23 protein-coding genes are annotated in these 24,147 nt (G+C 37.4%); 19 read left to right on the forward strand and 4 right to left on the reverse strand.

What is annotated here, in order from left to right:
* Position 1 precedes the first annotated feature (1 nt).
* The 7 genes from dagF (at position 2) to cshA (ending at position 7,843) form a co-directional block, all read left to right on the forward strand.
* Entirely contained in the window at positions 2 to 745 is a 744-nt protein-coding gene (gene dagF, locus IGM04_RS02855) for a 2-dehydro-3-deoxy-phosphogluconate aldolase (protein WP_002378063.1), read from the forward strand.
* 9 nt (positions 746 to 754) lie between these two features.
* Entirely contained in the window at positions 755 to 1,765 is a 1,011-nt protein-coding gene (locus IGM04_RS02860) for a sugar kinase (RefSeq protein ID WP_086317677.1), read from the forward strand.
* Between the two features lie 93 nt (positions 1,766 to 1,858).
* On the forward strand, positions 1,859 to 2,887 hold the full coding sequence (locus tag IGM04_RS02865) for a hypothetical protein (protein ID WP_002355719.1): 1,029 nt from the start codon (positions 1,859 to 1,861) through the stop codon (positions 2,885 to 2,887).
* Entirely contained in the window at positions 2,884 to 3,330 is a 447-nt protein-coding gene (locus tag IGM04_RS02870) for a YaiI/YqxD family protein (RefSeq protein WP_002358788.1), read from the forward strand. The genes IGM04_RS02865 and IGM04_RS02870 overlap by 4 nt, the downstream gene beginning before the upstream one ends.
* A gap of 140 nt (positions 3,331 to 3,470) precedes the next feature.
* On the forward strand, positions 3,471 to 4,541 hold the full coding sequence (locus IGM04_RS02875) for a D-alanine--D-alanine ligase (RefSeq protein WP_002355721.1): 1,071 nt from the start codon (positions 3,471 to 3,473) through the stop codon (positions 4,539 to 4,541).
* A 78-nt stretch (positions 4,542 to 4,619) separates the two neighbouring features.
* Positions 4,620 to 5,993 (forward strand): UDP-N-acetylmuramoyl-tripeptide--D-alanyl-D-alanine ligase, encoded by a 1,374-nt coding sequence (locus IGM04_RS02880; RefSeq protein ID WP_002366255.1) that lies wholly within the window; start codon positions 4,620 to 4,622, stop codon positions 5,991 to 5,993.
* Positions 5,994 to 6,295: 302 nt separating this feature from the next.
* Positions 6,296 to 7,843: a degradosome RNA helicase CshA gene (gene cshA, locus IGM04_RS02885; protein WP_002355724.1), complete on the forward strand. Its 1,548-nt coding sequence runs from the start codon at positions 6,296 to 6,298 to the stop codon at positions 7,841 to 7,843.
* 60 nt (positions 7,844 to 7,903) lie between these two features.
* Here the strand turns inward: cshA and IGM04_RS02890 are convergent, their stop codons facing one another.
* Positions 7,904 to 8,170, reverse strand: a complete 267-nt coding sequence (locus IGM04_RS02890; RefSeq protein ID WP_025193855.1) for a hypothetical protein — start codon at positions 8,168 to 8,170, stop codon at positions 7,904 to 7,906.
* Positions 8,171 to 8,474: 304 nt separating this feature from the next.
* Between IGM04_RS02890 and acpS the strand changes: the two genes are divergently transcribed.
* The 7 genes from acpS to lepB all read left to right on the forward strand — a co-directional run bounded on the left by acpS (position 8,475) and on the right by lepB (position 13,815).
* Positions 8,475 to 8,828, forward strand: a complete 354-nt coding sequence (gene acpS, locus IGM04_RS02895) for a holo-ACP synthase (RefSeq protein ID WP_002355727.1) — start codon at positions 8,475 to 8,477, stop codon at positions 8,826 to 8,828.
* A 29-nt stretch (positions 8,829 to 8,857) separates the two neighbouring features.
* The gene (gene alr / locus IGM04_RS02900; protein ID WP_002355728.1) at positions 8,858 to 9,973 is read left to right on the forward strand and encodes an alanine racemase; all 1,116 of its coding nucleotides are present in this window, start codon (positions 8,858 to 8,860) and stop codon (positions 9,971 to 9,973) included.
* A 15-nt stretch (positions 9,974 to 9,988) separates the two neighbouring features.
* Positions 9,989 to 10,366, forward strand: coding sequence for a type II toxin-antitoxin system PemK/MazF family toxin (locus IGM04_RS02905; RefSeq protein WP_002355729.1), 378 nt, complete (start codon positions 9,989 to 9,991; stop codon positions 10,364 to 10,366).
* A gap of 318 nt (positions 10,367 to 10,684) precedes the next feature.
* On the forward strand, positions 10,685 to 11,380 hold the full coding sequence (locus tag IGM04_RS02910) for a hypothetical protein (protein WP_086317678.1): 696 nt from the start codon (positions 10,685 to 10,687) through the stop codon (positions 11,378 to 11,380).
* Between the two features lie 24 nt (positions 11,381 to 11,404).
* The gene (locus IGM04_RS02915) at positions 11,405 to 12,700 is read left to right on the forward strand and encodes a hypothetical protein (RefSeq protein WP_086317679.1); all 1,296 of its coding nucleotides are present in this window, start codon (positions 11,405 to 11,407) and stop codon (positions 12,698 to 12,700) included.
* Complete coding sequence (locus tag IGM04_RS02920; RefSeq protein ID WP_086317680.1) at positions 12,681 to 13,007, forward strand: hypothetical protein; 327 nt, start codon at positions 12,681 to 12,683, stop codon at positions 13,005 to 13,007. Before IGM04_RS02915 ends, IGM04_RS02920 begins: the two co-directional genes overlap by 20 nt.
* A gap of 58 nt (positions 13,008 to 13,065) precedes the next feature.
* Positions 13,066 to 13,815 (forward strand): signal peptidase I, encoded by a 750-nt coding sequence (gene lepB / locus IGM04_RS02925; RefSeq protein WP_179189096.1) that lies wholly within the window; start codon positions 13,066 to 13,068, stop codon positions 13,813 to 13,815.
* Positions 13,816 to 13,869: 54 nt separating this feature from the next.
* On the opposite strand, the gene IGM04_RS02930 is transcribed toward lepB, so the two are convergent.
* Positions 13,870 to 15,348, reverse strand: coding sequence for a helix-turn-helix domain-containing protein (locus IGM04_RS02930; protein WP_086317681.1), 1,479 nt, complete (start codon positions 15,346 to 15,348; stop codon positions 13,870 to 13,872).
* A gap of 173 nt (positions 15,349 to 15,521) precedes the next feature.
* On the opposite strand from IGM04_RS02930, the gene IGM04_RS02935 reads away from it, so the two are divergent.
* From IGM04_RS02935 to IGM04_RS02955, 5 genes are all read left to right on the forward strand, one after another.
* Positions 15,522 to 16,274 carry a tyrosine-protein phosphatase gene (locus IGM04_RS02935; protein ID WP_086317682.1) on the forward strand — a complete coding sequence of 251 codons (753 nt, stop codon included), beginning with the start codon at positions 15,522 to 15,524 and terminating at the stop codon, positions 16,272 to 16,274.
* Between the two features lie 78 nt (positions 16,275 to 16,352).
* Positions 16,353 to 16,583, forward strand: a complete 231-nt coding sequence (locus IGM04_RS02940; protein ID WP_002355737.1) for a hypothetical protein — start codon at positions 16,353 to 16,355, stop codon at positions 16,581 to 16,583.
* A gap of 120 nt (positions 16,584 to 16,703) precedes the next feature.
* The gene (locus IGM04_RS02945; RefSeq protein WP_080005023.1) at positions 16,704 to 19,403 is read left to right on the forward strand and encodes a YhgE/Pip domain-containing protein; all 2,700 of its coding nucleotides are present in this window, start codon (positions 16,704 to 16,706) and stop codon (positions 19,401 to 19,403) included.
* A 220-nt stretch (positions 19,404 to 19,623) separates the two neighbouring features.
* On the forward strand, positions 19,624 to 20,793 hold the full coding sequence (locus IGM04_RS02950; protein WP_002390406.1) for a cation diffusion facilitator family transporter: 1,170 nt from the start codon (positions 19,624 to 19,626) through the stop codon (positions 20,791 to 20,793).
* A 297-nt stretch (positions 20,794 to 21,090) separates the two neighbouring features.
* The gene (locus IGM04_RS02955; protein WP_002379167.1) at positions 21,091 to 22,914 is read left to right on the forward strand and encodes an APC family permease; all 1,824 of its coding nucleotides are present in this window, start codon (positions 21,091 to 21,093) and stop codon (positions 22,912 to 22,914) included.
* 34 nt (positions 22,915 to 22,948) lie between these two features.
* Here the strand turns inward: IGM04_RS02955 and IGM04_RS02960 are convergent, their stop codons facing one another.
* Together IGM04_RS02960 and IGM04_RS02965 are read right to left on the reverse strand one after the other, a co-directional pair.
* A complete protein-coding gene (locus IGM04_RS02960) occupies positions 22,949 to 23,413 on the reverse strand; it encodes a GNAT family N-acetyltransferase (RefSeq protein ID WP_086317683.1) in 465 nt (154 codons plus the stop codon).
* 71 nt (positions 23,414 to 23,484) lie between these two features.
* Complete coding sequence (locus tag IGM04_RS02965) at positions 23,485 to 24,147, reverse strand: ABC transporter permease (RefSeq protein WP_002363261.1); 663 nt, start codon at positions 24,145 to 24,147, stop codon at positions 23,485 to 23,487.

Below are 24,147 nucleotides of genomic sequence, written 5' to 3' on the forward strand. Positions count from 1 at the left end.
CATGTCATTAAAACCTAATTATTTAGAAGAACGCATTTGTTTAAACGTCTTAGCCAATTCAGTAGAAAATGCCCAAGCCTGTTATGAAGCAGCAGAAGGGCATGTTGTGTTAGGCGTCCTTTCAAAAAACTATGAAACCGATGAAGCAGCCATTGACGATATGAAAAAATACCAAGCAGCAACCAACAACGCTTTATCTGTCGGCTTAGGGGCTGGCGATCCTAATCAAAGTCAAATGGTGGCTCGCTTATCAGAAGTTTTACAACCGCAACACGTGAACCAAGTCTTCACAGGTGTCGGCGCTTCGCGGGCCTTACTTCGTCAAGACGAAACAGTGATTAATGGCTTGGTTTCACCCACAGGCAAAGTTGGCTATGTCAACATTGCGACAGGTCCGTTAAGCTCTGGTGCGCCAGCGGCGGAAGTGCCTATCGAAACCGCCATCAAATTGTTGAAAGACATGGGGGGCAGTTCCATTAAATATTTCCCGATGAAAGGCTTGGCTCACAAAGAAGAATACCAAGCAGTAGCAGCAGCTTGTGCCAAGTATGACTTTTATTTAGAGCCAACAGGAGGCATTGATTTAGAAAACTTTGAAGAAATTGTTCAAATTGCGGTGGATGCCGGCGTTAAAAAAATCATTCCTCATGTTTACAGCTCAATTATCGATCAAGAAACAGGGGACACTAGAACAGAAGACGTGAAAACGTTACTAACCATGATGAAAAAGACATTGAATAAGTAGGTGGCAAAGATGAAAATTGCTGCGTTTGGTGAAGTCATGCTTCGTTTCACTCCGCCAGAGTATCTAATGTTAGAACAAACAGAGCAGTTAAGAATGAACTTTGTAGGGACTGGCGTAAATCTCTTAGCAAATTTGGCTCATTTTCAACTAGAAACAGCATTGATTACGAAATTACCTGCCAATCGTCTTGGTGAAGCTGGCAAAGCAGCGCTAAGGAAGTTAGGAATTTCAGATCAATGGGTAGGAGAAAAAGGCGATCATATTGGTAGTTTTTTTGCAGAAATGGGTTATGGAATCCGACCCACACAAGTAACTTATCAAAATCGCCATCAGAGTGCTTTTGGCATCAGCGAGGCGAAGGACTACGATTTTGAGGCCTTTTTAGCGGAAGTAGATATGGTGCATATTTGTGGTATTTCGTTAAGTTTAACTGAAAAAACTCGTGATGCTGCTTTGATACTTGCTCAAAAGGCGCATGCCTGTCAAAAGAAAGTTTGTTTTGACTTTAATTATCGACCTAGTTTGAATACAGCAAATAGCGCACTCTTTATGCGTCAACAGTACGAACGCATTTTACCTTATTGTGATATTGTTTTTGGCAGTCGTCGTGATTTGGTCGAGCTATTAGGTTTCATTCCGCGAGAAGATTTAGAAGGTGAGGCACAAGAAACTGAACTGATTCAGCGCTTCATGTCTCAATACAATTTGGAATGGTTTGCTGGGACAACGAGAAGTCATTCCCAAAATCAAAACTACTTAAGTGGGTATTTATATACCCAAAATGAGTACCAACGGAGTGAAAAAAGACCGCTTCTTAATCTTGATCGAATTGGTGCTGGTGATGCTTATGCGGCGGGGATTTTATATGGCTATAGCCAAAATTGGTCGTTAGAAAAGGCAGTTACCTTTGCCACAGTCAATGGGGTCCTTGCACATACGATTCAAGGAGATATTCCTTTGACAACGGTCAAACAAGTGAATCACGTTCTTGAGCATCCGAATCTTGATTTAATTCGTTAAAGAAGAAAACCAGAAGAAAAGTCGCGTGTGGCTTTTCTTCTGGTCTTTTTTTCATTATAATTAAAAGAAACAGATTGCAAAGGAGGCAGCAGGATGAGTGTTGCACATCTTTTAACAGTTTTAGAAAATGATGAATTTATTGAACGGATTCAAAAACGACCAGAAGCGTTCATTGGAACGACTGGCTTAGTCGGCTTAGAGAATTTACTTGTTCAGACAATTAATGGTTTATTAGAGTTTTTCATTGAAAAGAATCAAGGGAAAATTGCTATACAGTTATCGCGTCAACAAATCTCTTTTCAGGTATCTTCCACACGACCGCTTGTTTTTGAACAAAAGCAAGTCGATTTAGAACCGCCTTTTCTGTATTTATCTGTTTTACAAGCCTTCTCAAAACAAGTAGGAATCAGTATCGATCAAGAAAAACAGCGGACTATTTTTATTTATCATCAAGGGCAATTGAAAAAACGATTATTATTACCTATTGAAGAAACCCAGGAACGAATTGAAGTCTTATTTTGGCCAGATACGCAAATTTTTGGTACAGAATCACTTTCTTATATGCGTGTTTTACAACAATGTCAACAGATTGCCATGTTGAATCCAGGCTTAAAGATTCTCTTAACACAAGAAGAGGAACAAAAAAATCTTTGTTATTACCCTAAAGGTTTAAGTAATTATTTATTTGAAAAAGATAACCCATTAACTAGAAAAGCCGCACCGATTATTCAAGCCAAGCAAACAGAATTGGCCCTTGTTCAATTTATTTTGAGTAAAAATCATGCGCCGCAAGTGCAAAAAACATTTGTTAATGGGCATTATCCCAGTCTTGGTGGAACCCACTATGAGGGCTTTCTTGATGGCGTAGTGGCCGCCTTCAATCAATTTTTAGAGGAGCAACATTACTCATTATCTGTGACAGCAGATAGTTTTTTAGCAGAATTTGATTTTGTTTTAGCCATTACGATACCAAAGCCCCGCTACACTGATGCAACGAAAACCATTTTAAGAAATACAGAGTTATATGAGGTGGTTAAAGAAGTCGTTTTTGACGAATTACAACACTATTTTCAACGTCATCCCAAATGGTTAGAGCAAGGAAGAAGCGAGGGAAATGAATGAAAATTTTTGTCGATGGCGATGGTTCACCTGTGAAAGAGACGGTTATTGAAGTCGCTGTAGAGAAAGCTTTGGATGTGGTGATTGTTACTAGTGTAGATCATTATTCCTTAAAAGATTATCCAGAAAATGTCTCTTTTGTGTATGTTGATAAAGGAGCGGATGCTGCTGATTTTAAAATTGTGCAGTTAATAAAAAAAGGGGATCTTTTAATTACACAAGATTATGGCTTAGCTTCCTTGGTTTTGCCAAAAGGAGTGTCGGTTTTACATCAACTGGGTTATCAATATACGAAAGAAAATATTGATGGATTGTTAGAACAACGCTATTTTAGTGGCCAAATTCGGCGAAAAGGTGGCCGAACGAAAGGACCTAAACCTTTTACAGACCAAGATAGAACAACGTTTAAACAAGCCCTTATTGAGCTGGTGGAACGGAGTCTTTAGCAAGGAAAAGGCAAGCAAAGAATTTTGCCTTCACTAAATTTGCTTCTATTATGAAACTGGGTTTTATGCTAAAATAAGTAAGGATAATTTGAAAAATAATTTTTTCTAAAAGACAGGAAAGAAACTAGGAGGACAAGCATTTGAAGATTATTTTGTTGTATGGCGGCAGAAGTGAAGAGCACGATGTGTCTGTTTTGTCTGCATATTCCGTTTTAAATGCAATCTATTATAAATATTATCAAGTACAGTTAGTCTTTATTAGTAAAGACGGTCAATGGGTAAAAGGCCCTCTCTTATCTGAACGACCACAAAATAAAGAAGTTTTACATTTAACTTGGGCACAAACACCTGAAGAAACAGGCGAATTTTCAGGAAAACGAATCAGTCCTTCGGAAATTTATGAAGAAGAAGCGATTGTTTTCCCTGTTTTACATGGGCCAAATGGTGAAGATGGAACAATTCAAGGATTCATGGAAACCATTAATATGCCTTATGTAGGCGCAGGTGTCTTAGCTAGTGCTAACGCAATGGACAAAATCATGACGAAATATCTTTTACAAACTGTTGGCATTCCACAAGTACCATTCGTGCCAGTTTTAAGAAGTGACTGGAAAGGAAATCCAAAAGAAGTCTTTGAAAAATGTGAAGGTTCTTTAATCTATCCGGTCTTTGTTAAACCCGCCAATATGGGTTCTAGTGTCGGAATTAGCAAAGCGGAAAATCGTGAAGAATTGCAAGAAGCATTGGAAGAAGCTTTCCGTTATGATGCCCGAGCAATTGTTGAACAAGGGATTGAAGCACGTGAAATTGAAGTAGCCATTTTAGGAAATGAAGATGTCCGTACGACTTTACCTGGTGAAGTGGTGAAAGATGTCGCTTTCTATGATTATGATGCAAAATACATCAATAACACGATTGAAATGCAAATCCCAGCGCATGTTCCAGAAGAAGTAGCTCATCAAGCGCAAGAATACGCTAAAAAAGCGTATATTATGTTAGATGGAAGTGGCTTAAGTCGCTGTGATTTCTTCTTAACAAGCAAAAACGAATTATTCCTGAATGAATTGAACACCATGCCTGGTTTTACTGACTTTAGTATGTATCCTTTACTGTGGGAAAATATGGGCTTGAAATACAGTGATTTAATTGAGGAACTGATTCAGTTAGCTTTGAATCGTTTTAAACAACGCCAAGAATTTTATAATAACTAAGAAGAAAAAATCACACAAGACTGGGACATGACAAGACTTTGGCATGTCCCAGTCCCTGTGTCAGAGGAGCAAAACATAATGAAATTAACCTTCTGGGAAGTAGCGCAAGCGGTTGAAGCCAGTAATGATTGGCAACAATGGCCTGATTTTCCTTTAACAGGCATTGAATTTGATAGTCGTAAAATTGTGAAAGGAAATCTCTTTGTTCCTTTACAAGGTGAAAATGATGGTCATCGTTTTATTGAGAGTGCCATGGCTAATGGCTGTCAGGCCGCTTTTTGGGGACAGGATTTAGTCGATGCGCCGCAACAATTGCCTGTTTTGCATGTTACTGATCCACTGGTTGCTATGCAAAAATTAGCTACCTATTATTTAAATAAAATGCAACCGAATGTCATCGCTGTGACTGGCAGTAATGGAAAAACTACCACTAAAGATTTAATTGCTGCTGTGTTATCTGAAAAGTTTGTGACTTACAAAACGCAAGGCAATTACAATAATCAAATTGGCTTACCCTATACTATTTTACACATGCCTGATGAAACAGAAAAACTGATTTTAGAAATGGGCATGGATCATGCTCAGGAAATTTCTTTCCTTTCCAATCTGGCTCAGCCAGAAGTTGCTGCCATCACAATGATTGGCGAAGCCCATGTGGAAAATTTAGGCTCACGAGCAGGCATTGCACAAGCAAAAATGGAAATCGTAGATGGTTTAGCCAAAGACGGTAGTTTATTTGTGCCAAGCGATGAACCTTTGCTAGAACCATTGGTGGAAAAAGTCACGCAACAAGTGATTACTTTTGGTTTTAGCCAGGAAAGTCAACTTCAAGGAATCGTCACAAATGAAGCCAAAGAGCAAACCTCATTCAAAATCAGTGATACACAAATGACGTTTACGATTCCAGTGCCAGGAACCTATAATGTCACCAATGCATTAATCGCAATTGGCATTGGTCGGTATTTCCAATTAACGGATAGTGAGATTCAAAAAGGGTTGGCTACAGCGGAACTAACAAAGAATCGGACAGAATGGCTGAAAGCAGCGAATGGTGCCGAAATTTTAAGTGACGTGTACAATGCCAATCCGACAGCTATGGGTCTTGTTCTGGACAGTTTTAGCAAAATGTCCAAAGTGGGAAAACGAATTGCTGTTTTAGGAGACATGCTGGAATTAGGTCCTGATTCTGCTAGCATGCATCAAGCAATGGCGCAGCATTTAGCCCCAGATGCGATTGAAGAAGTCTTTTTATATGGTTCTGAAATGGCTTATTTAGCTGATAAATTGCAAGAAACCTATGCACCAGCTAACATTCATTCTTTTAAAAAAGAAGAAAAAAATGAGTTGATTGAAGCTGTCAAAAAAGTCTTACAGCCAGAAGACATGGTGGTTTTAAAGGGAAGTAACGGGATGGGACTTCGTGAAGTCATCGATGCACTTTTGGAAAAGTAAATAAGTTTCATAAAACTTGCTGAAAATAGGATTCTATGATAGAATGACCTATTGCCGGAAGATGACGAGAAAAATTGAATCGTAGTAAATAAAATAGATCTATTTCTATGTTTAATAATAAATGTGAAGCTGAACGACCACGTTTGGCTTTTCTAATGCCATAAGGTGAATTTTTCGGTGAAATCAGGAAAGAAGAAATAGTTGGCACACTATAATGGATTTCTTTTTAACAACTGAAAGTGAAGACACCTGAAACTAGGAAGAAATCGTTCTTTCCGAAACAAAATCTAGGAGGATATCATTTGAAATTTAAAGAACTTGGTTTAGCGCCAGAATTATTATCAGCGGTAGAACGCGCAGGCTTCGAGGAAGCAACCCCTATTCAATCAGAAACAATTCCGTTAGCGTTAGCAGGAAAAGACGTAATCGGACAAGCACAAACAGGAACAGGGAAAACCGCTGCTTTTGGCTTACCAATGCTTAACAAAATTGACGCAGACAACCGCGTTATTCAAGGATTAGTCATTGCACCAACCCGTGAGTTGGCTATCCAAACACAAGAAGAGTTATTCCGTTTAGGCCGCGATAAAAAGATTCGCGTCCAAGCCGTTTACGGTGGGGCTGATATCGGTCGCCAAATTCGTGGACTAAAAGATCGTCCACATATCGTTGTAGGTACACCAGGACGTTTACTAGACCATATTAACCGTCGTACCTTGAAATTAGAAACTGTTGAAACATTAGTTTTAGACGAAGCAGATGAAATGTTAAACATGGGCTTCTTGGAAGACATTGAAAAAATCATCTCACAAGTGCCAGAACAACGTCAAACACTTCTATTTTCAGCAACTATGCCGCCAGCAATCAAGAATATTGGCGTGAAATTCATGAAACAACCAGAACATGTGAAGATTAAAGCCAAAGAAATGACGGCTGATTTAATTGATCAATATTATGTACGTTCAAAAGACTTTGAAAAATTTGACATTATGACACGTTTACTAGACGTGCAAACCCCAGAATTGACCATTGTCTTTGGTCGGACAAAACGCCGTGTTGATGAACTTGCCCGCGGGTTAGAAGCGCGTGGTTACAAAGCAGAAGGCATCCATGGCGACCTATCACAACAAAAACGGATGAGCGTTTTACGTTCATTCAAAAATGGTAACTTAGATATCTTAGTGGCAACAGATGTAGCAGCACGTGGGTTAGATATTTCAGGTGTCACCCATGTCTATAACTACGATATTCCACAAGATCCAGAAAGTTATGTTCACCGTATTGGTCGGACAGGTCGTGCTGGTAAAGGTGGTATGTCTGTGACGTTTGTAACACCAAACGAAATGGGTTACTTACATGTCATCGAAAACCTAACGAAAAAACGGATGACACCATTACGTCCACCAACCGAAAAAGAAGCATTTAAAGGACAATTAAGTGCAGCTGTTGAAACCATCGAAAGTGATCTAGAAGAAAATGGTTTAGACAAATATCTAGAATCTGCTGAAGCATTATTAGAAAAATATTCAGCGACAGACTTAGCTGCGTTATTATTAAAAACAGTAGCGAAAGATCCAGCAGATGCGGTTCCTGTAAAAATTACCCCAGAACGACCATTGCCTTCAAATAAAAAAGGCTTTAACAAAAATGGCCGTGGTGGTGGCGGTGGGAACAACCGTAATCGCAACCGTGGTGGCAATGGTAAAGGTGGCAGCTATCGTGGCAACAAAAACCATAAAGATGGCGACCGTAATTACAAAAATAGCGACCGCAAAAATAAAGATCAACGTGGCGGCAAACGTCATAACGATAAAAAACGTGGTTTCGTCATTCGCGAAAACGCTAAATAATCAAAAGAGCGAGTGTTCCGTCTATGAACGGAACACTCGCTCTTTTTTGGTAGATAATCGTTAAATAGAAAAACTCAAAAAAAGTAAAAAAGGCATCAAAATGATATAGAAAAAGAAAAACGCCAAAATTATCCAAGTTTTCAACGGGGAAGTTAGATTGAAGAGTTTCAGTTTTTGTTGTAGCAAATGAATGGTTAGAATCCAAGCCAGTTGCAAGAGAAAAAATAGGCTGGGATTTTTAAAGAAGATTGGAAATATGTAGAGCAACAAAGTAAAAATAAATAGGGCGCAACGAAGTAACTTTTTTTGCCGAGAAGTTAAAGTCATACGTTTTTCTCCTTTTTCTTTTTATTCTCCCATAAGTAGCCAAAATTTGCTATAAAATATTAGAACATCCGCTTAGTTTCCTGATTTTTTTCCGATGCTTCTTAGTTGTTGTCTTACTTTTATAAAAATTCAGAAAAATTTTATAAAAATGTAAATAGGAAGAAAACGTATGGTACTTCAATTTGTGTGAGGATCGTGTAAAACATTCTTTATTTTTTTAGCGAATCAGTGGAAAAATTTTGAAATTTTGTTAAAATGAAAGGTAATTCGGAGTAACTATATTAAATAGGAAGTAAGGCGGAAAATGATAAAGGGAATTGGTATTGACGCAGTAGAATTAAGTCGGATAAAACCGATTGTTGAAAAACAAGGATCATTTATTCAACGGGTTTTAACACCTAACGAATTGACCCTTTTTGAAAAGTTATCTACAAAACGTCAAATAGAATTTTTAGCTGGTCGTTTTGCTTGTAAAGAAGCGTTCTCTAAAGCATGGGGCACAGGGATTGGTAAAGTTGGTTTACAAGATATTGAGGTGCTGACTGAAAAAACAGGTGCACCATACGTAGCAAACTCGCCCCATAATGGTAAAGTGTTTGTCTCGATTACGCACACAGATACTATGGCGATTGCACAAATTGTTTTAGAAAGCGAATAATAGAAGCAACGAAGAAAGAAGGATGTACAATGGTCGTTGGATGGCATCGTCCTACACGGTTACATATCGATACGCAAGCAATTACTGAAAATGTCCAAAAGGAATGTCAACGTTTGCCAGAAGGAACCGCTTTATTTGCGGTTGTAAAAGCGAACGGCTATGGGCATGGCGCCGTAGAATCCGCCAAAGCGGCGAAAAAAGGTGGCGCGACAGGTTTTTGTGTCGCCTTATTGGATGAAGCAATTGAATTGAGAGAAGCAGGTGTTCAGGACCCCATTTTAATTTTGAGTGTGGTAGACTTAGCTTATGTGCCTTTGTTGATTCAATATGATTTATCTGTAACGGTAGCTACACAAGAATGGTTAGAAGCTGCTCTTCAACAACTAACGCCTGAGAGTAACACGCCATTACGTGTTCACTTAAAAGTCGATACTGGCATGGGACGGATTGGCTTTTTAACCCCAGAAGAGACTAAGCAAGCAGTGCGGTTTGTTCAATCCCACAAAGAATTTTTATGGGAAGGGATTTTCACTCATTTTTCAACAGCTGATGAAATCGATACAAGCTATTTTGAAAAACAAGCAGGGCGTTTTAAGGCTGTTCTAGCAGTTTTAGAAGAGTTACCTCGGTATGTCCATGTTAGCAATAGTGCGACAGCGTTATGGCATCCTGATGTACCAGGAAATATGATTCGCTATGGGGTAGCCATGTATGGATTGAACCCTTCGGGTAATAAGCTTGCCCCAAGCTATGCGTTAAAGCCGGCCTTACGGTTGACCAGTGAACTTATCCATGTAAAACGCTTAGCGGCTGGCGAAGGGATTGGCTATGGCGAAACCTACGTGACTGAAGCTGAAGAATGGATTGGGACAGTACCAATCGGCTATGCAGATGGCTGGTTGCGTCATCTCCAAGGATTTACAGTGCTCGTGAATGGTAAGCGTTGCGAAATCGTCGGACGAGTGTGTATGGATCAATGTATGATTCGTTTAGCAGAAGAAGTTCCTGTCGGCTCAGTCGTTACATTAGTTGGAAAAGATGGCAATGAAGAAAATACGTTACAAATGGTAGCCGAAAAATTAGAAACCATTCATTATGAAGTTGCATGTACTTTCTCACAAAGAATCCCCAGAGAATATAACTAGATAGGAGGTTCCACTATGGTCAAACGCGGAGATATTTATTTTGCAGACCTTTCCCCAGTAGTGGGCTCGGAACAAGGTGGCGTCAGACCAGTCCTTGTTGTCCAAAATAACTTAGGTAATCATTTTAGCCCAACGATTATCGTTGCGGCGATCACAGCCAAAATGGCAAAGCCAAAATTGCCAACACATATCGGGATTAATTCTGATGAAACAGGCATTGAAAAAGATTCAGTGATTCTTTTAGAGCAGATTCGAACAATCGATAAGGGCCGCTTGAAGGAAAAAGTTTGTCATTTGAGACTTGATATTATGGAAGAAGTTGATCGTGCCTTAGGCATCAGTGTTGGACTTAGTAGCGATTCAGCCCCAGCAAAAGCAAATTCAGCTACATAAAGAACGATAGCTACTATGAAATCAACAAAGACTAATTGGATTTTTTTAAAAGTGACTGATCTAGTTCGGTTCGCTAAACATAGTTTGAGTAAAAGCGAGAGAGATGGCCAAGTGGCATCTCTCTTTTTTTGTTTTATATTTTAAAAATTAAAATATAAATATAAAATATAGAATTTTATCATCATATTTTAAATAAAGTTGTTGGCAAGGCTCAAACGGAATGTTACAATCAATACTATATAGAGTTTTTAAAGAGCGTAACAGGTGATTTTACAAGTTTTGATTGTCGAGCGATGACATAAAGGAGATTATATTTGTATGATGATTGTTGTACTTTTAATGAGTAGTTGCTTATTTTTATTTGTAAGCTATCAATTGTATTTGCGATTACTTGTCGAAAAACTGGATTCAGAGGACCGGACATTAAAGAGGAAAATAAATTTCTATAAGTATCAGAAAAATAGTCGTTTAATGATTTATTTATTGTTTAGTGTTTGTCTACTTAGCGTATTATTGTTAGGAATTGTTTATACATATTATCAATTAAATCAACGAAATATCCGCATTGAACAACGGATCGAGCGTTTGGCACAGGGCCAAGCTACTCAAGGTGACAAAATAAAAAAACAAGCAATTAAAAAAACAGCCTTAAACCAGTTTCCCTGGAAGCAAGCTGTTTCGACAGAATCGGCCGCTGTCTTGACGAATTATGAATTACAATTAGCGCGTGAATGGCGTCCTTATCTCGGAGAGACGAGTATCACAATAATTAGAAGTGAAAAAACACAAACCTTGACACTGTCTGTTTTTTCAGTTGGCTTAAGTTACCCTGAATTTCAAATAGCCCAAGACAATATTTTAGCACTTATTGCAGCGTTGAATTCGGTTAAAGAAATTACCATGATTGATTTTAATTTTACTTATCGAGATCAAGAGCAAACCCTTGTCAAATCCATTGATACGTATGCTCGTGAGACGCTTGAAACAAATTTGGAGCCTGTCGTGATTAGTTAAAAGGATGAGAGAAAGGACATATATATGACAAAAAGACGTTTAATCAAAAAAATTAAAGATATTTCGGATGATACGCTTGAAAAAGAAGTCTTTTTTCAGCCAGGATTCGAACCAGAAAAAATAATTAGCGGAATCAAACCAGAACAACAGGAAAAAGAAATGGCGACGTTAAGAGAAAGGCTCACCTACTATCAGAAAAAAGAAACAGCCTTTAAAAAACTTCAAGAAGAAAATGAGCAATTAAAGAACCAACAAGAAACGGAAAAACAAGCGTTAGAAGAAAAAAATCAGGCATTACTTGAAATACTAAATCAAAAAGAACATGAAATTTTTGAATTGGAAGAGCAACTGGAAACAAACAGTGAAACCACGACAGAGGCTACCACTCTTCAAACAAATCTGCAAAATGCAGAAAAACAATTAACCACTGTACATAATCAAATGGAACGTTTAGAAAGTGAATTAACGCAGCAAGTGGCAGAATTAGAAAAAGAATCGGCTGAACAGCAACAACATATCCAGACATTACACAACCAGTTAGCAGAAGAAAAAGGAAAGTTGGAGAAAAAAGGAGATATTACAGGAATGGAAAAGCAAGTAGAAACGTTAACGACAGAATTAGAAGAAAGCACAACGACTCAACAAGCATTGCAGGAACAAATTGAAAAACTAACTGTACAATTACAAAAAGTAGAAGCCGAAAAACAAACCTTACAAGAGGCTGCCCAACAAGAAGTGATTGTGAAACAACGCATGGAGGAGTTAAAGAATGAGCTTCAAAATAGTTTACAGCAAAAAAATGAAGCAGAAGTAAAACTAGGTCGACTACAAGGTGTCAATGACAAACATCTTGCTGAAAAGCAAGTTTACGAAGGAGAATTAGCTGCTCTAAGAAAAGAAGTAGAGGCCAAAGAAGACAGTTTAGAACAAGTTCAAAAAGAATTGAAGACACTACAAGCCGTTTCAAAAAATATTGAACCGAGTAGTGAGCAGTTAACAGAACTGCTACGCGCAAAACAGCAAATCAACGATTTATTAATGAAAAATCAGCAATTACAAGAAGAGGCTTTAAAATCGCAACAAGAAATTGGCGAAGTGATGGTTTCTGCCAAAAAAGAAGCCAATCGGATTGTTAATGAAGCAAAAGTAGAAGCAAAACACCTAATCAATTCCGCAGAATTAGAAATGTTAAATATTGGCAACCGAGCGAAAAGTATTTCGAATGAAGTCGAAGCATCAAAAGTAGAAGTACTTGAGATTTATCGCGAATTAGAGGAACGCTTAACTAAACTGACACGTCTTGAACAAGATAACTATTAATAAAATGGTCAGTAAAAAGTTAATGGGAGCAAGGAAACTACATTGTCTTGGGGTCCTTTTTTTAGTTGTTACACTAAGTGGCTCTGCAGAACGATTACAGGCTGCTGCTGTCTCAAAGGAAGAGCAGTCGCTAAGGCAACCGCTTGTCAGAAAAAATATAGTAACAGAGAAGAGCGAATATCTTGTACAAGCAAATCAAAGTATCTGGGAGCTGGCACAAGATGCTCAGAAACCACTGAATCAGTTTATGAAGGAAAACCAGTTACGTAGTAGCTATATTAAAAAAGGAACGCAATTAGTCAAGTAGAAAAAAGGAGTAAAGAAAGGAAAAGTTTATTTAAGAAGCTTTTCCTTTTAAGAAAACGATGGAAGAATGGATAAAGCCCGTTATGCGAACAATTCGCCACATTAAGCGCGCCTTCTTGAAGCAAAAGTTGCCTGCGACATATCAGCTAAAAAAGCAAAAGGCTAACACAGCAATGGAATATTTGCTTGAGCAAACAGATAACCATCAATCAATAAGAGGACCGCAAAGAAAAATGACCGCTGAAGAGATTAAAAAAAAGCGGCAAGCCTACCAAAAGAAACAACGCATCCAAGTCGTTAAATTTTTTATGCCAGCTATTCTTTTCGCCATTTTTGTGTTCTTTTTTGTGTTAAAGACATCTAGCTACCCAATTGCTGGGCAATCCATGAAGCCGACACTTAACGCTGGGGAACGAGTCTTAGTACAACGGACGAAGCAAGTAACAAGGTACGATGTGATTGCATTTAAAGCACCGTTGGCTAGCACAGGTACGTACGTCAAGCGAATTATCGGGGTTCCTGGTGATCGAATTTGGGTAAACGAGACAAAACTTTATCTTTCGGAAGAACCTATAGCAAGCGATAATGAGGCACTGCCTGAGAATGCCAGTCGTTTTGACTTATCAGAAGAAGCGGCAGCCCAACTTCGCCTGTTTCAGAAGATTCCAGCTGGTCATTACTTTGTCTTAGGGGACAATCGTACGCATTCAAGTGATAGTCGTACGTTCGGCTTTGTCGAGATACAAGCGATTGAAGGAATCGTGGTGTTTAAAATGGCGCCGTTTAAGGAAATAGGGAAAGTAAAATAAAAAGCTTAAGTCTGCCATCTAAGAGTAGGGCACTTAAGCTTTTCTTTTTAGAGATTATTTGCCCAATAACAATTGAATGATTTTTTCAATTGATTGTAGGTCGTAACGATTACTAATATCCGAAAAAATATAGTAATGGTCATACTGGGCAACGAGCTGTTCATTATTGGTATTCATTAAAAGCAAATCATAATGGTTTTCTGCGTTGTAAGGCTCAATTTTCAGCGGATATTTTCCAGCGATACTCTGTTGTATTTTTTGTGCTACCAACTCGCTATAAGCACTGCTCAGTGAGTGATAAACACCAATCGTTATTTTTTTTTCATTTAATTCAGCAATGTGATTCAAAATAAGTGTATAATTAATTTCAGTAAATTGATTTTGGTACTTAGAAGCAGTGGCTTTTGTGGCAAAGTTCGTTGTAGCGATCTCCACTAATTCGTAAACTTCACTTTCGCTAAAAGGATGACGTAAGACTTTCAAAAGTGACTGAATTGTCCAATAATCAAAGGGTAAAATAAATCCTGAAAAATAATAGAGTTGCGCATGTAATTGGAAAAGTAAATTTTCAATATAAAGTAGCCGAATAGGTAGCGCGTAATGGGCTAAATAACCACGTGCTTTAAGGTATGTTAAAATAACCCGGTTCATTTCGTTAAGATACGTTTTTTCAATTCGTTGTTGTTTTGCTAAACGAAAGGCGAAAGCAGCATTCGCAGAATAATTATGCATGGAACAAAAAAAGTCATAAAACATATAGGCTTCATTGATTGTATATGGACGGTCGATTCTTTTCATATATGTATGTATAGATAAATTAATTTCTTCAAATAAAGGTCGATCGAGTTGGACATCATGCGGACTAATCGTTGGCAGAGGTTCTAAAACCATACGACGAAAAGAAATTTTCATCCAAAGCTTAATTTGAAGAATTTCTGTATGGTCAAAGGTAATTCTGGGGATTTCTTGTAATATCTCGATTAATCCTAGGTATTGATTGGCCAGTTCTTTTTCTAAATCTGTTTTTTCTTCAAAGATAAACCAGAAAAAATTAAAAAAGAAAAAGCGAATTTGTTTTTCTTCGCCGATAAGTTTTCCTCGTTTGATACATAAATTAAACTCATTGAGTAAGTCATTTAATTCAACGATTTTTCGATAATAGGTAGCAGAGCTGATGGCATAATTCTGTTGAAAATACCCGCCATTTATTTTATTTTTATGAAAGAGTTGCTGAACCATGTGAAACTTAATAGATTTATTCAAGAACAACATGATCATTGCTTTCATGGAAAAGGTTGGTGCTTTATTTAGATAAAGGGTATCACCTAGTACAGTCACGGTGAGGCTTTCTTGAAGTTGCTCTTCTTTCAAAAATTGTTCTAAAAAAGAAAGATACTCATTCAATGTTGGTAAACTAATATTGAAAAAATCTACTAATTCATTTCGTGTCGCTTGGCCTTTATTATTATATAGGAACAATAGAATATCATTCATATAATCATACGGTTTTTCTAAAAAATCTCGTTTTAACATCGTTGCTCACCTCTCTTTTAAGAATACTGTATCTATGATAAAATGGCAATAAACAACTGATAAAAAGATTGTTTTTTGAGGTGTTTTTTATTATCGTTGAGAAAAAGAAATAAAAAGAAAAAACAAAGTATTTAAATGATAACAAAATAATTAAAATGAAGGAGCGATAGAACATGAACAGCGTGGTGAACTTTAGAGATATTGGAGGATTTCCAACGCAACAAGGCACAGTTGTCAAGACAGGGCATTTTTTTCGGAGTGGTGAACTCGTCAATGTTGCACAAGCGGATCAACAGAAACTGGTAGAGGACTATCAAATTAAACGAATCTATGATTTTAGAAGTGCAGCGGAAACGCAAGAACGACCAGATGATTCAATTCAAGGAACCAACTATCTACATATAGATATTTTGGCCGATATTCAGGCGCAGACTGCTTCATTAGAAGGAATGCTTAAAACGGTTGGTTCACCCGATGAAGCAATGGACATGGCTTATAAAGAAATGGTTCTTTCCAATTCGGGGCGCAAAGGTTACCAAACATTTTTTGAAAACTTTTTAAGTTATCCACAGGAAGCTATTTTATTTCATTGTTTCGCAGGAAAAGATCGAACAGGAATCGGCGCAGCCTTGATATTAAGTGCTTTAGGTGTGGAACATTCTTATATTTTAGAAGATTATTTAAAGACGAATGAGCAAAGAAAAGCTGCTAACGAGCAGATTATTGCACAATATCAAGCAAATGGAACATCTCCAGCAGAAATTCAACAATTAGAAACGATGCTTTATGTGAAAAAAGAGTACTTAGCGACCGCTTTACAGGCGATTGAAAAAGAATTTGGTTCGGTAGAGGGCTATTTAAAAGAGGGACTCGGCTTACCTTTATCCGCCAAAAAAGACATGCTAAGTCTGTACACAAAATCATAGATCCTAAAAAAAGGACTATCCTTTCTAAAAAAGAAGTTTTATAATAGAAAAGAATCTGTTTGTAAGGAGGGATAGGGAATGAAAGAAGGACAAGAACAATTCTTAACGTTCATACTAGATCGAACAAAAGAAGATAAAAAAGAAAAAATGCAAGCGCTACTTGCAGAAATGTTTGAACGCCAACAAACAGGCAAATTAGATAAAATGTACTTGATGACAAAAGCACCAAAACTTTTGGCTTATTTAAAACCAGAAGCCATTGATGAAGTTAAACAAGTCGTTTCGGAATTTTCTAAAAATATGAAATAAACAATCTTAGCTTGAACTTACGACATTTTAAAAATGTGTCGTAACATTCAAGCTTTTGTTTGTTATTCTCTTGTATTTTATGCTAAAGTTATTCAGGCACAAAAAAAAGCAGGTGATTTTATGAAACATATAAAAAATACATGGGAACTATTTATTTTAGATTGGAAAAGAATTTTTAAAAACCCAGTAGCAACATTTTTGATTGTTGCCTTAATGATTATTCCATCATTATATGCATGGTTTAACATTAAAGCACTATGGGATCCGTATTCAAATACAGGAGAGTTACCAATAGCGGTCTATAGTGATGACCAAACAGCAACTTTTCAAGATAAATCGGTCAATATTGGTGATGAAGTCTTGAAAAACTTGAAGAAAAACAAGCAATTAGGTTGGCGTTTTGTTGATTCGAAAAAGGAATTAGACAAAGGGGTCCAATCAGGAAAATATTTTGCCGGGATTTATTTACCTAAAGATTTTTCCAAAGATTTGCTAAGTTTTACTTCTGGTGATATCAATAAACCTAAAATTGAATACTCAATTAACGAAAAAATTAATGCAATTGCACCGAAAATTACGTCAAAAGGCGCTTCTTCCATTCAGTCACAAATTTCGGAAGAATTCATTAAAACGGCAAGTAGTACGTTAATCAAAACATTCAATGATATTGGCTATGATATTGATAAAAACATGGTCAGCATTCAAAAAGTTAAGAGCATGATTTTAGATACAGATGCCAACATTGGAACCATTGATACGTATGCAAAACAAGTCACAGACTTACATGGTAAGATGCCTGAGCTAAAAGAAAAATTAGCGAAAGCCAACGATGCGATGAAATATTTACCTGAAGTTGATGCTTTAGGAGAGAAGATTGTTGAGCTAAATGGCAAAATGCCAAGCATCAAAGAACAAGCTAGTGTTATTTTGACGTTACAAGAAAAAATTCCAGAAATTCAAAACGCTGGCCGACAAATTGCTATGATTGATGAAGACTTTGCCTCTGTGGAACAAACAATGAGCGAAGGAATCCAAGAAGCAAAACAAGGATTAGAAATCATTCAACAAGTCCAAACGGCGTTACCAGATATTCGTAAACTAGGTGATCAAGCCAATGATTTAGGGAATGTCACATTAGATGGCGCCAATAAATTGCAAGAGGCGTTACCAAGCATTACGAATAGCGTGAATGTAACAATTGAATCATTACAAACGATTAGTTCAAATATAAATTCAATTGCTGGCCAAATTAACCAATTAATCGCAGACGGTGAATTAACACCAGAAGAAAGACAACAATTAGGTGAAATTTTAAATCGCTTTTCTGAAAGTTTGACCAATCAAATTGTAGCGGCCAATCAATTAATTGATACATTAACAAAATTACAAGAAGCTGCTGGAAATAATGATTTAGCAATACCTATTCAAGGGTTAAAAGATTTAATTAGCGTTCTTACAGGGCTACAAAAACGTATCGATGAAATTGATGTAAATTCAACAACTGTAGAGGATATAAAAAACGTAGTTAAAGAAATCCAAATCGTTTCTAAGGAAGTTTCAAAGTCTCTTTCAGGTGTAACTGCCAATAACGTAAGCAACACTGTTAGCAACATTACAAGTAAATTAATTGCTACCATCCAAAACGCTCAAGGTCAACTAAACAAAGCGCAACAAATTGACTTTGAAGGATTATTGAGCTCAACAAGTCAAACGGTCACTAATGCGATTTCTTTATTAGAAAAATATCAAGCCGAAATGCCGGCAATTAAACAAGAAATTCATGATGCGAATACGATGTTGAATGGCAATATGGAAACCATTGTCAATGGCATTAATCGTGGTGCTGATTTGTATAAAAACGATTTACCAGTCATTCAAGACAAAGTCAGCAAAGCGGCAGCCTTTATGCAAAATGACTATCCAGGTATCCGAAAAGATTTAACGAATACCTTGAAAACAGTCAATGAGAAAATGCCAGATGTTGAAGCGGCCTTGGACAAAGCCAACGAGCTGATTATTAATGATTGGCCAAATATCAAAACAGGATTACACAAAGCAGCGAATGCAATCCGTAAAGGTGAAAAAGAAGTTGATTTAGGCGAAATTCTTAAATTACTAAAATTAGATGCCAATAAAGAAAGTGACTTCTTTACACAACCAGTTGAAGTCAAAGAACATGCTGTTTATCCGATTGCTAATAATGGTTCGGCAAGTACGCCATTCTATACAGCTTTGTGTTTATGGGTTGGCGCTGTGTTATTCTCAAGTGTTGCGACAACAGATGTTTATCTTGAAGGAAAAGATAAAAAACGCTTCTCTAAACGGGAACAATTTTCAGCACGGATGTTTACCTTCATTGTCATGGGGATTGGTCAAGCGCTGATTGTAACGCTAGGTAATTACTTTGCGTTAGGCGTAGATGTCCGTAATCCAGCGTATAGTGTCTGGTTTGCCGTATTGATTGCCATTACGTTTATGATAATGGTTTATGTGCTCGTTGCTCTCTTTGGCAATGTAGGGAAAGGAATTGCGATAATAATCTTGGTACTATCCATCTCTGGTGGGGGTGGGAACTACCCAATTCAAGTCTCAGGTAAATTCTTCCAAATGATTAATCCGTTCTTGCCGTTTACGCATGCCGTGAACTTGCTAAGGGAATCAGCAGGAGGCATTTACTGGCCAAATGCTTGGTTTGCCATTTGGATTATGGTGGGGATTTCAGTCGTCTTTAGTATTGGCGGCGCAATTCTTTATCCACATCTGGAACACAGATCGAAAAAATTTGCGGCTTTAGCACAAAAGAGCCATTTATTCCATTAAAAAACAAAAAGCTGAAAACGTCTCTAGCGTTTTCGGCTTTTTGTTTTTCTTTATTTTCAAGGCAACCCTAACAAAGAAGTTTTGGGGGCTCTTGCTTTTGACTTTTTGGCAATGCTAAATAATAAAATCTCCCTCAGAAAGTGAGGTTTTTTGTGTACAAATACATAAAAAGGTTTTATAGTATTTTTTTAAGAAATAAAAAGTGGGTAGGGGTTGTAAAATGATTCAAGCATTGCTTCAACGATATGAGAAAAAAATTGAACGTCGTAAATTGGAAAAACGAACAGCATTCGGTGCTTTTGCCGGGCGGATTGGGCTTGTTTCTAATTTATTTTTATTCGTTAGTAAATTTATGATTGGCTTGCTTTCAGGTAGTGTTTCAATCATGGCAGATGCCATTAATAGCTTGTCCGATACTATTTCTTCAGTTTTAACATTAGTCGGTTTTTATATTGCCGGTAAGCCAGCGGATAAAGAACATCCCTATGGCCATGAACGTTTTGAATATATTAGTGGAATGCTTGTATCATTAGTCATTACGTTTATTGGGTTTGAGTTTCTAACGACCTCCGTTGATCGCATCCTGCATCCAGAATCAATCAAGGTGACACCCATTTTATTTGCTGTTTTAGCTTTATCAATTGGGATTAAAATTTGGCAAGGGCTGTTTTACAAAAAAGTATCAGCAAAAATTGATTCTCAAGCATTAGTTGCTTCTGCTAAGGATAGCTTTAATGATGTTTATACTACATTAGCTGTTTTGGTTTCTGCATTTATTGAAGGCGTCACTGGTTTGCGAATTGATGGATATATTGGTTTTTTAATTGCTGCATATATTATTTATAGTGGCTTGCAGTTAATTCGCGAATTTATTAATGAGTTGATGGGCATGCGTCCGAGCCAAACAGAAATTGATGAAATGAAAGATGTCTTATCAAAAATGGAAACAATTGTAGGGTATCACGATTTACTGATTCATAATTATGGTCCCAGCCAAACGTTTGCGTCTGTTCACATTGAAATTGATGATCGCTGGGATTTAAATAAAGCCCATCAGACAATTGATGCGATTGAAGCGAAGTTTAAAGAAGAATTGGATGTTAACCTTGTTTGTCATATTGATCCAGTGAATTTATATGACCCAACACAACAATTTGTTCATCAAACAATCAAAAAGATTATTCGTTCTTTTGACGCGTCTTTAAAAGTTCATGATATCCGCTTAGTTACCCATGGCGAAGAGCCGAAGATTTTGTTCGACTTGGTTTTGCCTACAGAATCAAAATTATCTGAATTTGAACTGGGTGTGGAAATTCAACGGCAAGTTTATGAAAAAATTGGTCGTTATAAAGTGGAAATTACCTTCGATCATACGTACTTGTTACAATAAAAGGGAATAATTAACTAAGTTTTTAAGCGTGAGCCAAAAGGTCAAATAGACTTTTAGCTCTCGCTTTTTTGTTTAGAGAATGCAAATCCTTTTGTTATCTGGATTCTCTTGATAAGATAAAGGAAGTGGGGGACTTTAAATGAGTGTATGATTAAAAAAAGATGGTGATTTTTTTATCTTTTTCAGTAACAAAAATCAATTGACTTTTCATTGTGAGAAGCGTAGCATATGGATTTGTTTGATAAAAAATAATGAAAAAAGTGAGCGGGTCACTCTAGAGAAAAGGAGTAGAAAAAAATGGCGGATTTAAAACGACTGTTCATTGGGAAACCATTGAAATCAGCCGAAAATGATGAACATAAATTAAGCAGATTTGCAGCGCTTGCGTTGTTATCTTCTGATGCACTTTCATCCATTGCGTATGGTACAGAACAAATAGTGGTGGTTCTGGTTACTTTGTCGGCGGCTGCGATTTGGTATTCATTGCCAATTGCTGCATTTGTTATTATTTTACTTATTTCTTTAACATTGTCGTACCGACAAATTATTCATGCGTATCCGCATGGCGGCGGCGCATACGTTGTTAGTAGTGAAAACCTTGGCAGAAATGCAGGTTTATTGGCTGGTGGTTCGTTGTTAGTCGATTATATGCTAACAGTAGCCGTTTCAGTTTCAGCGGGCGCAGAGGCGATTATATCGGCGATTCCAGCGTTATATGGTCATCAAGTAGCAATTTCTATTGGGATTGTGATATTGATCACCTTAATGAACTTGAGAGGCCTGCGAGAATCTGCTTCGTTCTTAATGTTGCCAGTGTATAGTTTTATCGCAATTATTACCTTACTGATTGTTGTTGGGCTATTTAAAATTGTGACTGGCGCACAGCCATTGAATGCGACAGCTTTACCAGGAGCCGTGGTTCCAGGAATTTCTATTGCCTTGGTTTTACGGGCTTTTTCATCTGGTTCTTCTTCCTTAACAGGGGTCGAAGCAATCAGTAATGCAGTGCCATTCTTTAAGAAACCACGAGCAAAAAATGCTGCTGGGACGTTAGCGTTAATGGCAACGATTTTAGGGTTCTTCTTCGTGGGGATTACATTTATTAACTATTGGTATGGGATTGTACCAAAAGAAGAAGTGACAGTTCTTTCACAAATTGGGAAAGCGGTCTTTGGTCAAAATATTTTATATTATTTATTACAGTTTGCGACAGCCTTAATTTTAGCGGTTGCCGCTAACACAGGATTCTCAGCCTTTCCAGTTTTGGCTTATAACTTAGCCAAAGATAAGTTTATGCCGCATATGTATATGGATCGTGGCGACCGTTTGGGCTATTCAAATGGTATTTTAACTTTAGCTGCTGGTTCCATTGTTTTATTATTGATTTTCCAAGGTTCCACAGAACGTTTAATCCCATTGTATTCAATTGGTGTGTTTATTCCGTTTGCTTTGTCTCAATCGGGGATGGTTGTAAAATGGCGAAAAGAAACTAAAAATTGGTTGCCAAAATCAATTGCTAACATTGTCGGCGCCTTTATCTCTTTCGCGATTATCGCCATTTTGTTTATTTATCGATTAGGGGACATCTGGCCGTTCTTTATTATTATGCCGGTGTTGATTTATGCATTTTATCGGGTCAACACTCACTATAAAAATGTGGCGGAACAGCTACGTTTAGAAGATGGGGCACAGTTGCATGAGTTTGACGGGAATACAGTTATTGTTTTAGTAGGAAACGTAACCAAGGCAAATGTCGGCGCCTTGAACTATGCGCGTTCCATTGGTGATTATGTTGTTGCCATGCATGTCTCAATGGATGAAAACGTTGAGAAGGAAAAAGAAATTCAGGAAGAGTTTAAAAAACACTTCCCGGACGTTCGTCTATCAATTGTCCATTCTTCGTATCGTTCACTGCAAAACCCTATCTTACGTTATGTTGATTTGGTTAGTAAAAATGCCACGAAGCATAACTACAGTACAACAGTTTTAGTACCACAATTTGTACCAAATAAACGTTGGCAAAATATTTTGCATAACCAAACAAGTTTACGCTTGCGGATTCGTTTAGCGTGGCGGGAAAATATTATTGTGGCTACCTATAGTTATCACTTGAAAAAATAAAAAAAAGTCTGCCATCTTTTGATGGCAGATTTTTTTATTGACGTAATTGTTTTTGATAAATTCTAGCGCAAGACTGCTCTTCGGTGGTTACCATGGTAAAAAATTCCCAGTCATATCTTTCATAAAAAGTAGTATGGTCTGTAAGCAGATAAAGCTTTTTAAATCCAGAATTAGCAAGAAAATCACCAACTGTTGTTAAAAGAATTCCTGCTAAGCCTTGGTGACGAAATGTTGGTTCGACATACAATGCACAAAGGTTTGGCGTAAGGTCTGCACGATTGTGGAAGTCATTATCAATTACGCCCACGCCTGCAACGATGTCCTGCTGTTTATTCAAGCAGACCCACCAATGAGGTACGTGGTTTTCGCTAGTTAGCATTTCCTGCATACTTGCTTGATACGCTTCAGCGGGGATTTGCCACTTTTGGCTAAACCATTGAGCAGCTGACGGAATTAAGTGTGGTTGTTGGTTTAAATCGATAATAGTATAGTTAGACATTATTAATCTCCTAGATAAAAGAACAGATCCCATTGAAAAGAAACAATGTTGGATCTGTTCTGCATTTTTTATTAATTGGAATGTTTGCTAGCTGGGTCTAAACGCCGTTCAATAATCCCTAGAACCCAATCTGTGATAATCGCCATAAAGGCCGTTGGTAAGGCACCGACTAAAATGATAGAAGCACCATCTGTGGCATTGGTTCCACGAATAATAATATCCCCTAAACCACCAGCACCAACGAAAGCACCAATCGCAGTAATCCCGATTGCGACGACTAACGCATTTCGAATACCTGCCATGATTACTGAAACAGATAAAGGTAACTCGACCATATAAAGAAGTTGTACTTTTGTCATACCCATTCCTTTACCAACATCTAAAATATTGCGATCCACTTGAATCATGCCAGTGTACGTATTCTTGATAATTGGCAGGAGAGAATAAAGGAAGACTGTTACAACCACCGTGTTGACACCTAAGCCCATCCCCAACATTAAAATCGAAAGCATTGCCAAAGCTGGTACTGTTTGGATAATGTTCGCTAAACGGATAATCCAGTTGGCTAAGCTACGTTTACGTGAAATCATAATCCCGATAGGAATCCCGACAATTGCAGCAAAGATTACGCCATAAATCGAAATTAAAAAGTGACGTAAAAATTGTTGAAAGACGTAGCCGCCATTTTGTTGGAAATAGTAGATAAATTGTTGGAATAAATTCATATTATTCAT

It is taken from the genome of Enterococcus sp. DIV2385, assembly GCF_051711925.1.
Lineage (GTDB): Bacteria > Bacillota > Bacilli > Lactobacillales > Enterococcaceae > Enterococcus > Enterococcus faecalis.

Coding starts and splice junctions, on each gene's coding strand:
- dagF (WP_002378063.1), top strand. CDS start 2: ATGTCATTAAAACCTAATTATTTAGAAGAACGCATTTGTTTAAACGTC.
- IGM04_RS02860 (WP_086317677.1), top strand. CDS start 755: ATGAAAATTGCTGCGTTTGGTGAAGTCATGCTTCGTTTCACTCCGCCA.
- IGM04_RS02865 (WP_002355719.1), top strand. CDS start 1,859: ATGAGTGTTGCACATCTTTTAACAGTTTTAGAAAATGATGAATTTATT.
- IGM04_RS02870 (WP_002358788.1), top strand. CDS start 2,884: ATGAAAATTTTTGTCGATGGCGATGGTTCACCTGTGAAAGAGACGGTT.
- IGM04_RS02880 (WP_002366255.1), top strand. CDS start 4,620: ATGAAATTAACCTTCTGGGAAGTAGCGCAAGCGGTTGAAGCCAGTAAT.
- IGM04_RS02890 (WP_025193855.1), bottom strand. CDS start 8,170: ATGACTTTAACTTCTCGGCAAAAAAAGTTACTTCGTTGCGCCCTATTT.
- acpS (WP_002355727.1), top strand. CDS start 8,475: ATGATAAAGGGAATTGGTATTGACGCAGTAGAATTAAGTCGGATAAAA.
- alr (WP_002355728.1), top strand. CDS start 8,858: ATGGTCGTTGGATGGCATCGTCCTACACGGTTACATATCGATACGCAA.
- IGM04_RS02905 (WP_002355729.1), top strand. CDS start 9,989: ATGGTCAAACGCGGAGATATTTATTTTGCAGACCTTTCCCCAGTAGTG.
- IGM04_RS02910 (WP_086317678.1), top strand. CDS start 10,685: ATGATGATTGTTGTACTTTTAATGAGTAGTTGCTTATTTTTATTTGTA.
- IGM04_RS02915 (WP_086317679.1), top strand. CDS start 11,405: ATGACAAAAAGACGTTTAATCAAAAAAATTAAAGATATTTCGGATGAT.
- lepB (WP_179189096.1), top strand. CDS start 13,066: ATGGAAGAATGGATAAAGCCCGTTATGCGAACAATTCGCCACATTAAG.
- IGM04_RS02930 (WP_086317681.1), bottom strand. CDS start 15,348: ATGTTAAAACGAGATTTTTTAGAAAAACCGTATGATTATATGAATGAT.
- IGM04_RS02935 (WP_086317682.1), top strand. CDS start 15,522: ATGAACAGCGTGGTGAACTTTAGAGATATTGGAGGATTTCCAACGCAA.
- IGM04_RS02940 (WP_002355737.1), top strand. CDS start 16,353: ATGAAAGAAGGACAAGAACAATTCTTAACGTTCATACTAGATCGAACA.
- IGM04_RS02945 (WP_080005023.1), top strand. CDS start 16,704: ATGAAACATATAAAAAATACATGGGAACTATTTATTTTAGATTGGAAA.
- IGM04_RS02950 (WP_002390406.1), top strand. CDS start 19,624: ATGATTCAAGCATTGCTTCAACGATATGAGAAAAAAATTGAACGTCGT.
- IGM04_RS02955 (WP_002379167.1), top strand. CDS start 21,091: ATGGCGGATTTAAAACGACTGTTCATTGGGAAACCATTGAAATCAGCC.
- IGM04_RS02960 (WP_086317683.1), bottom strand. CDS start 23,413: ATGTCTAACTATACTATTATCGATTTAAACCAACAACCACACTTAATT.
- IGM04_RS02965 (WP_002363261.1), bottom strand. CDS start 24,147: ATGAATAATATGAATTTATTCCAACAATTTATCTACTATTTCCAACAA.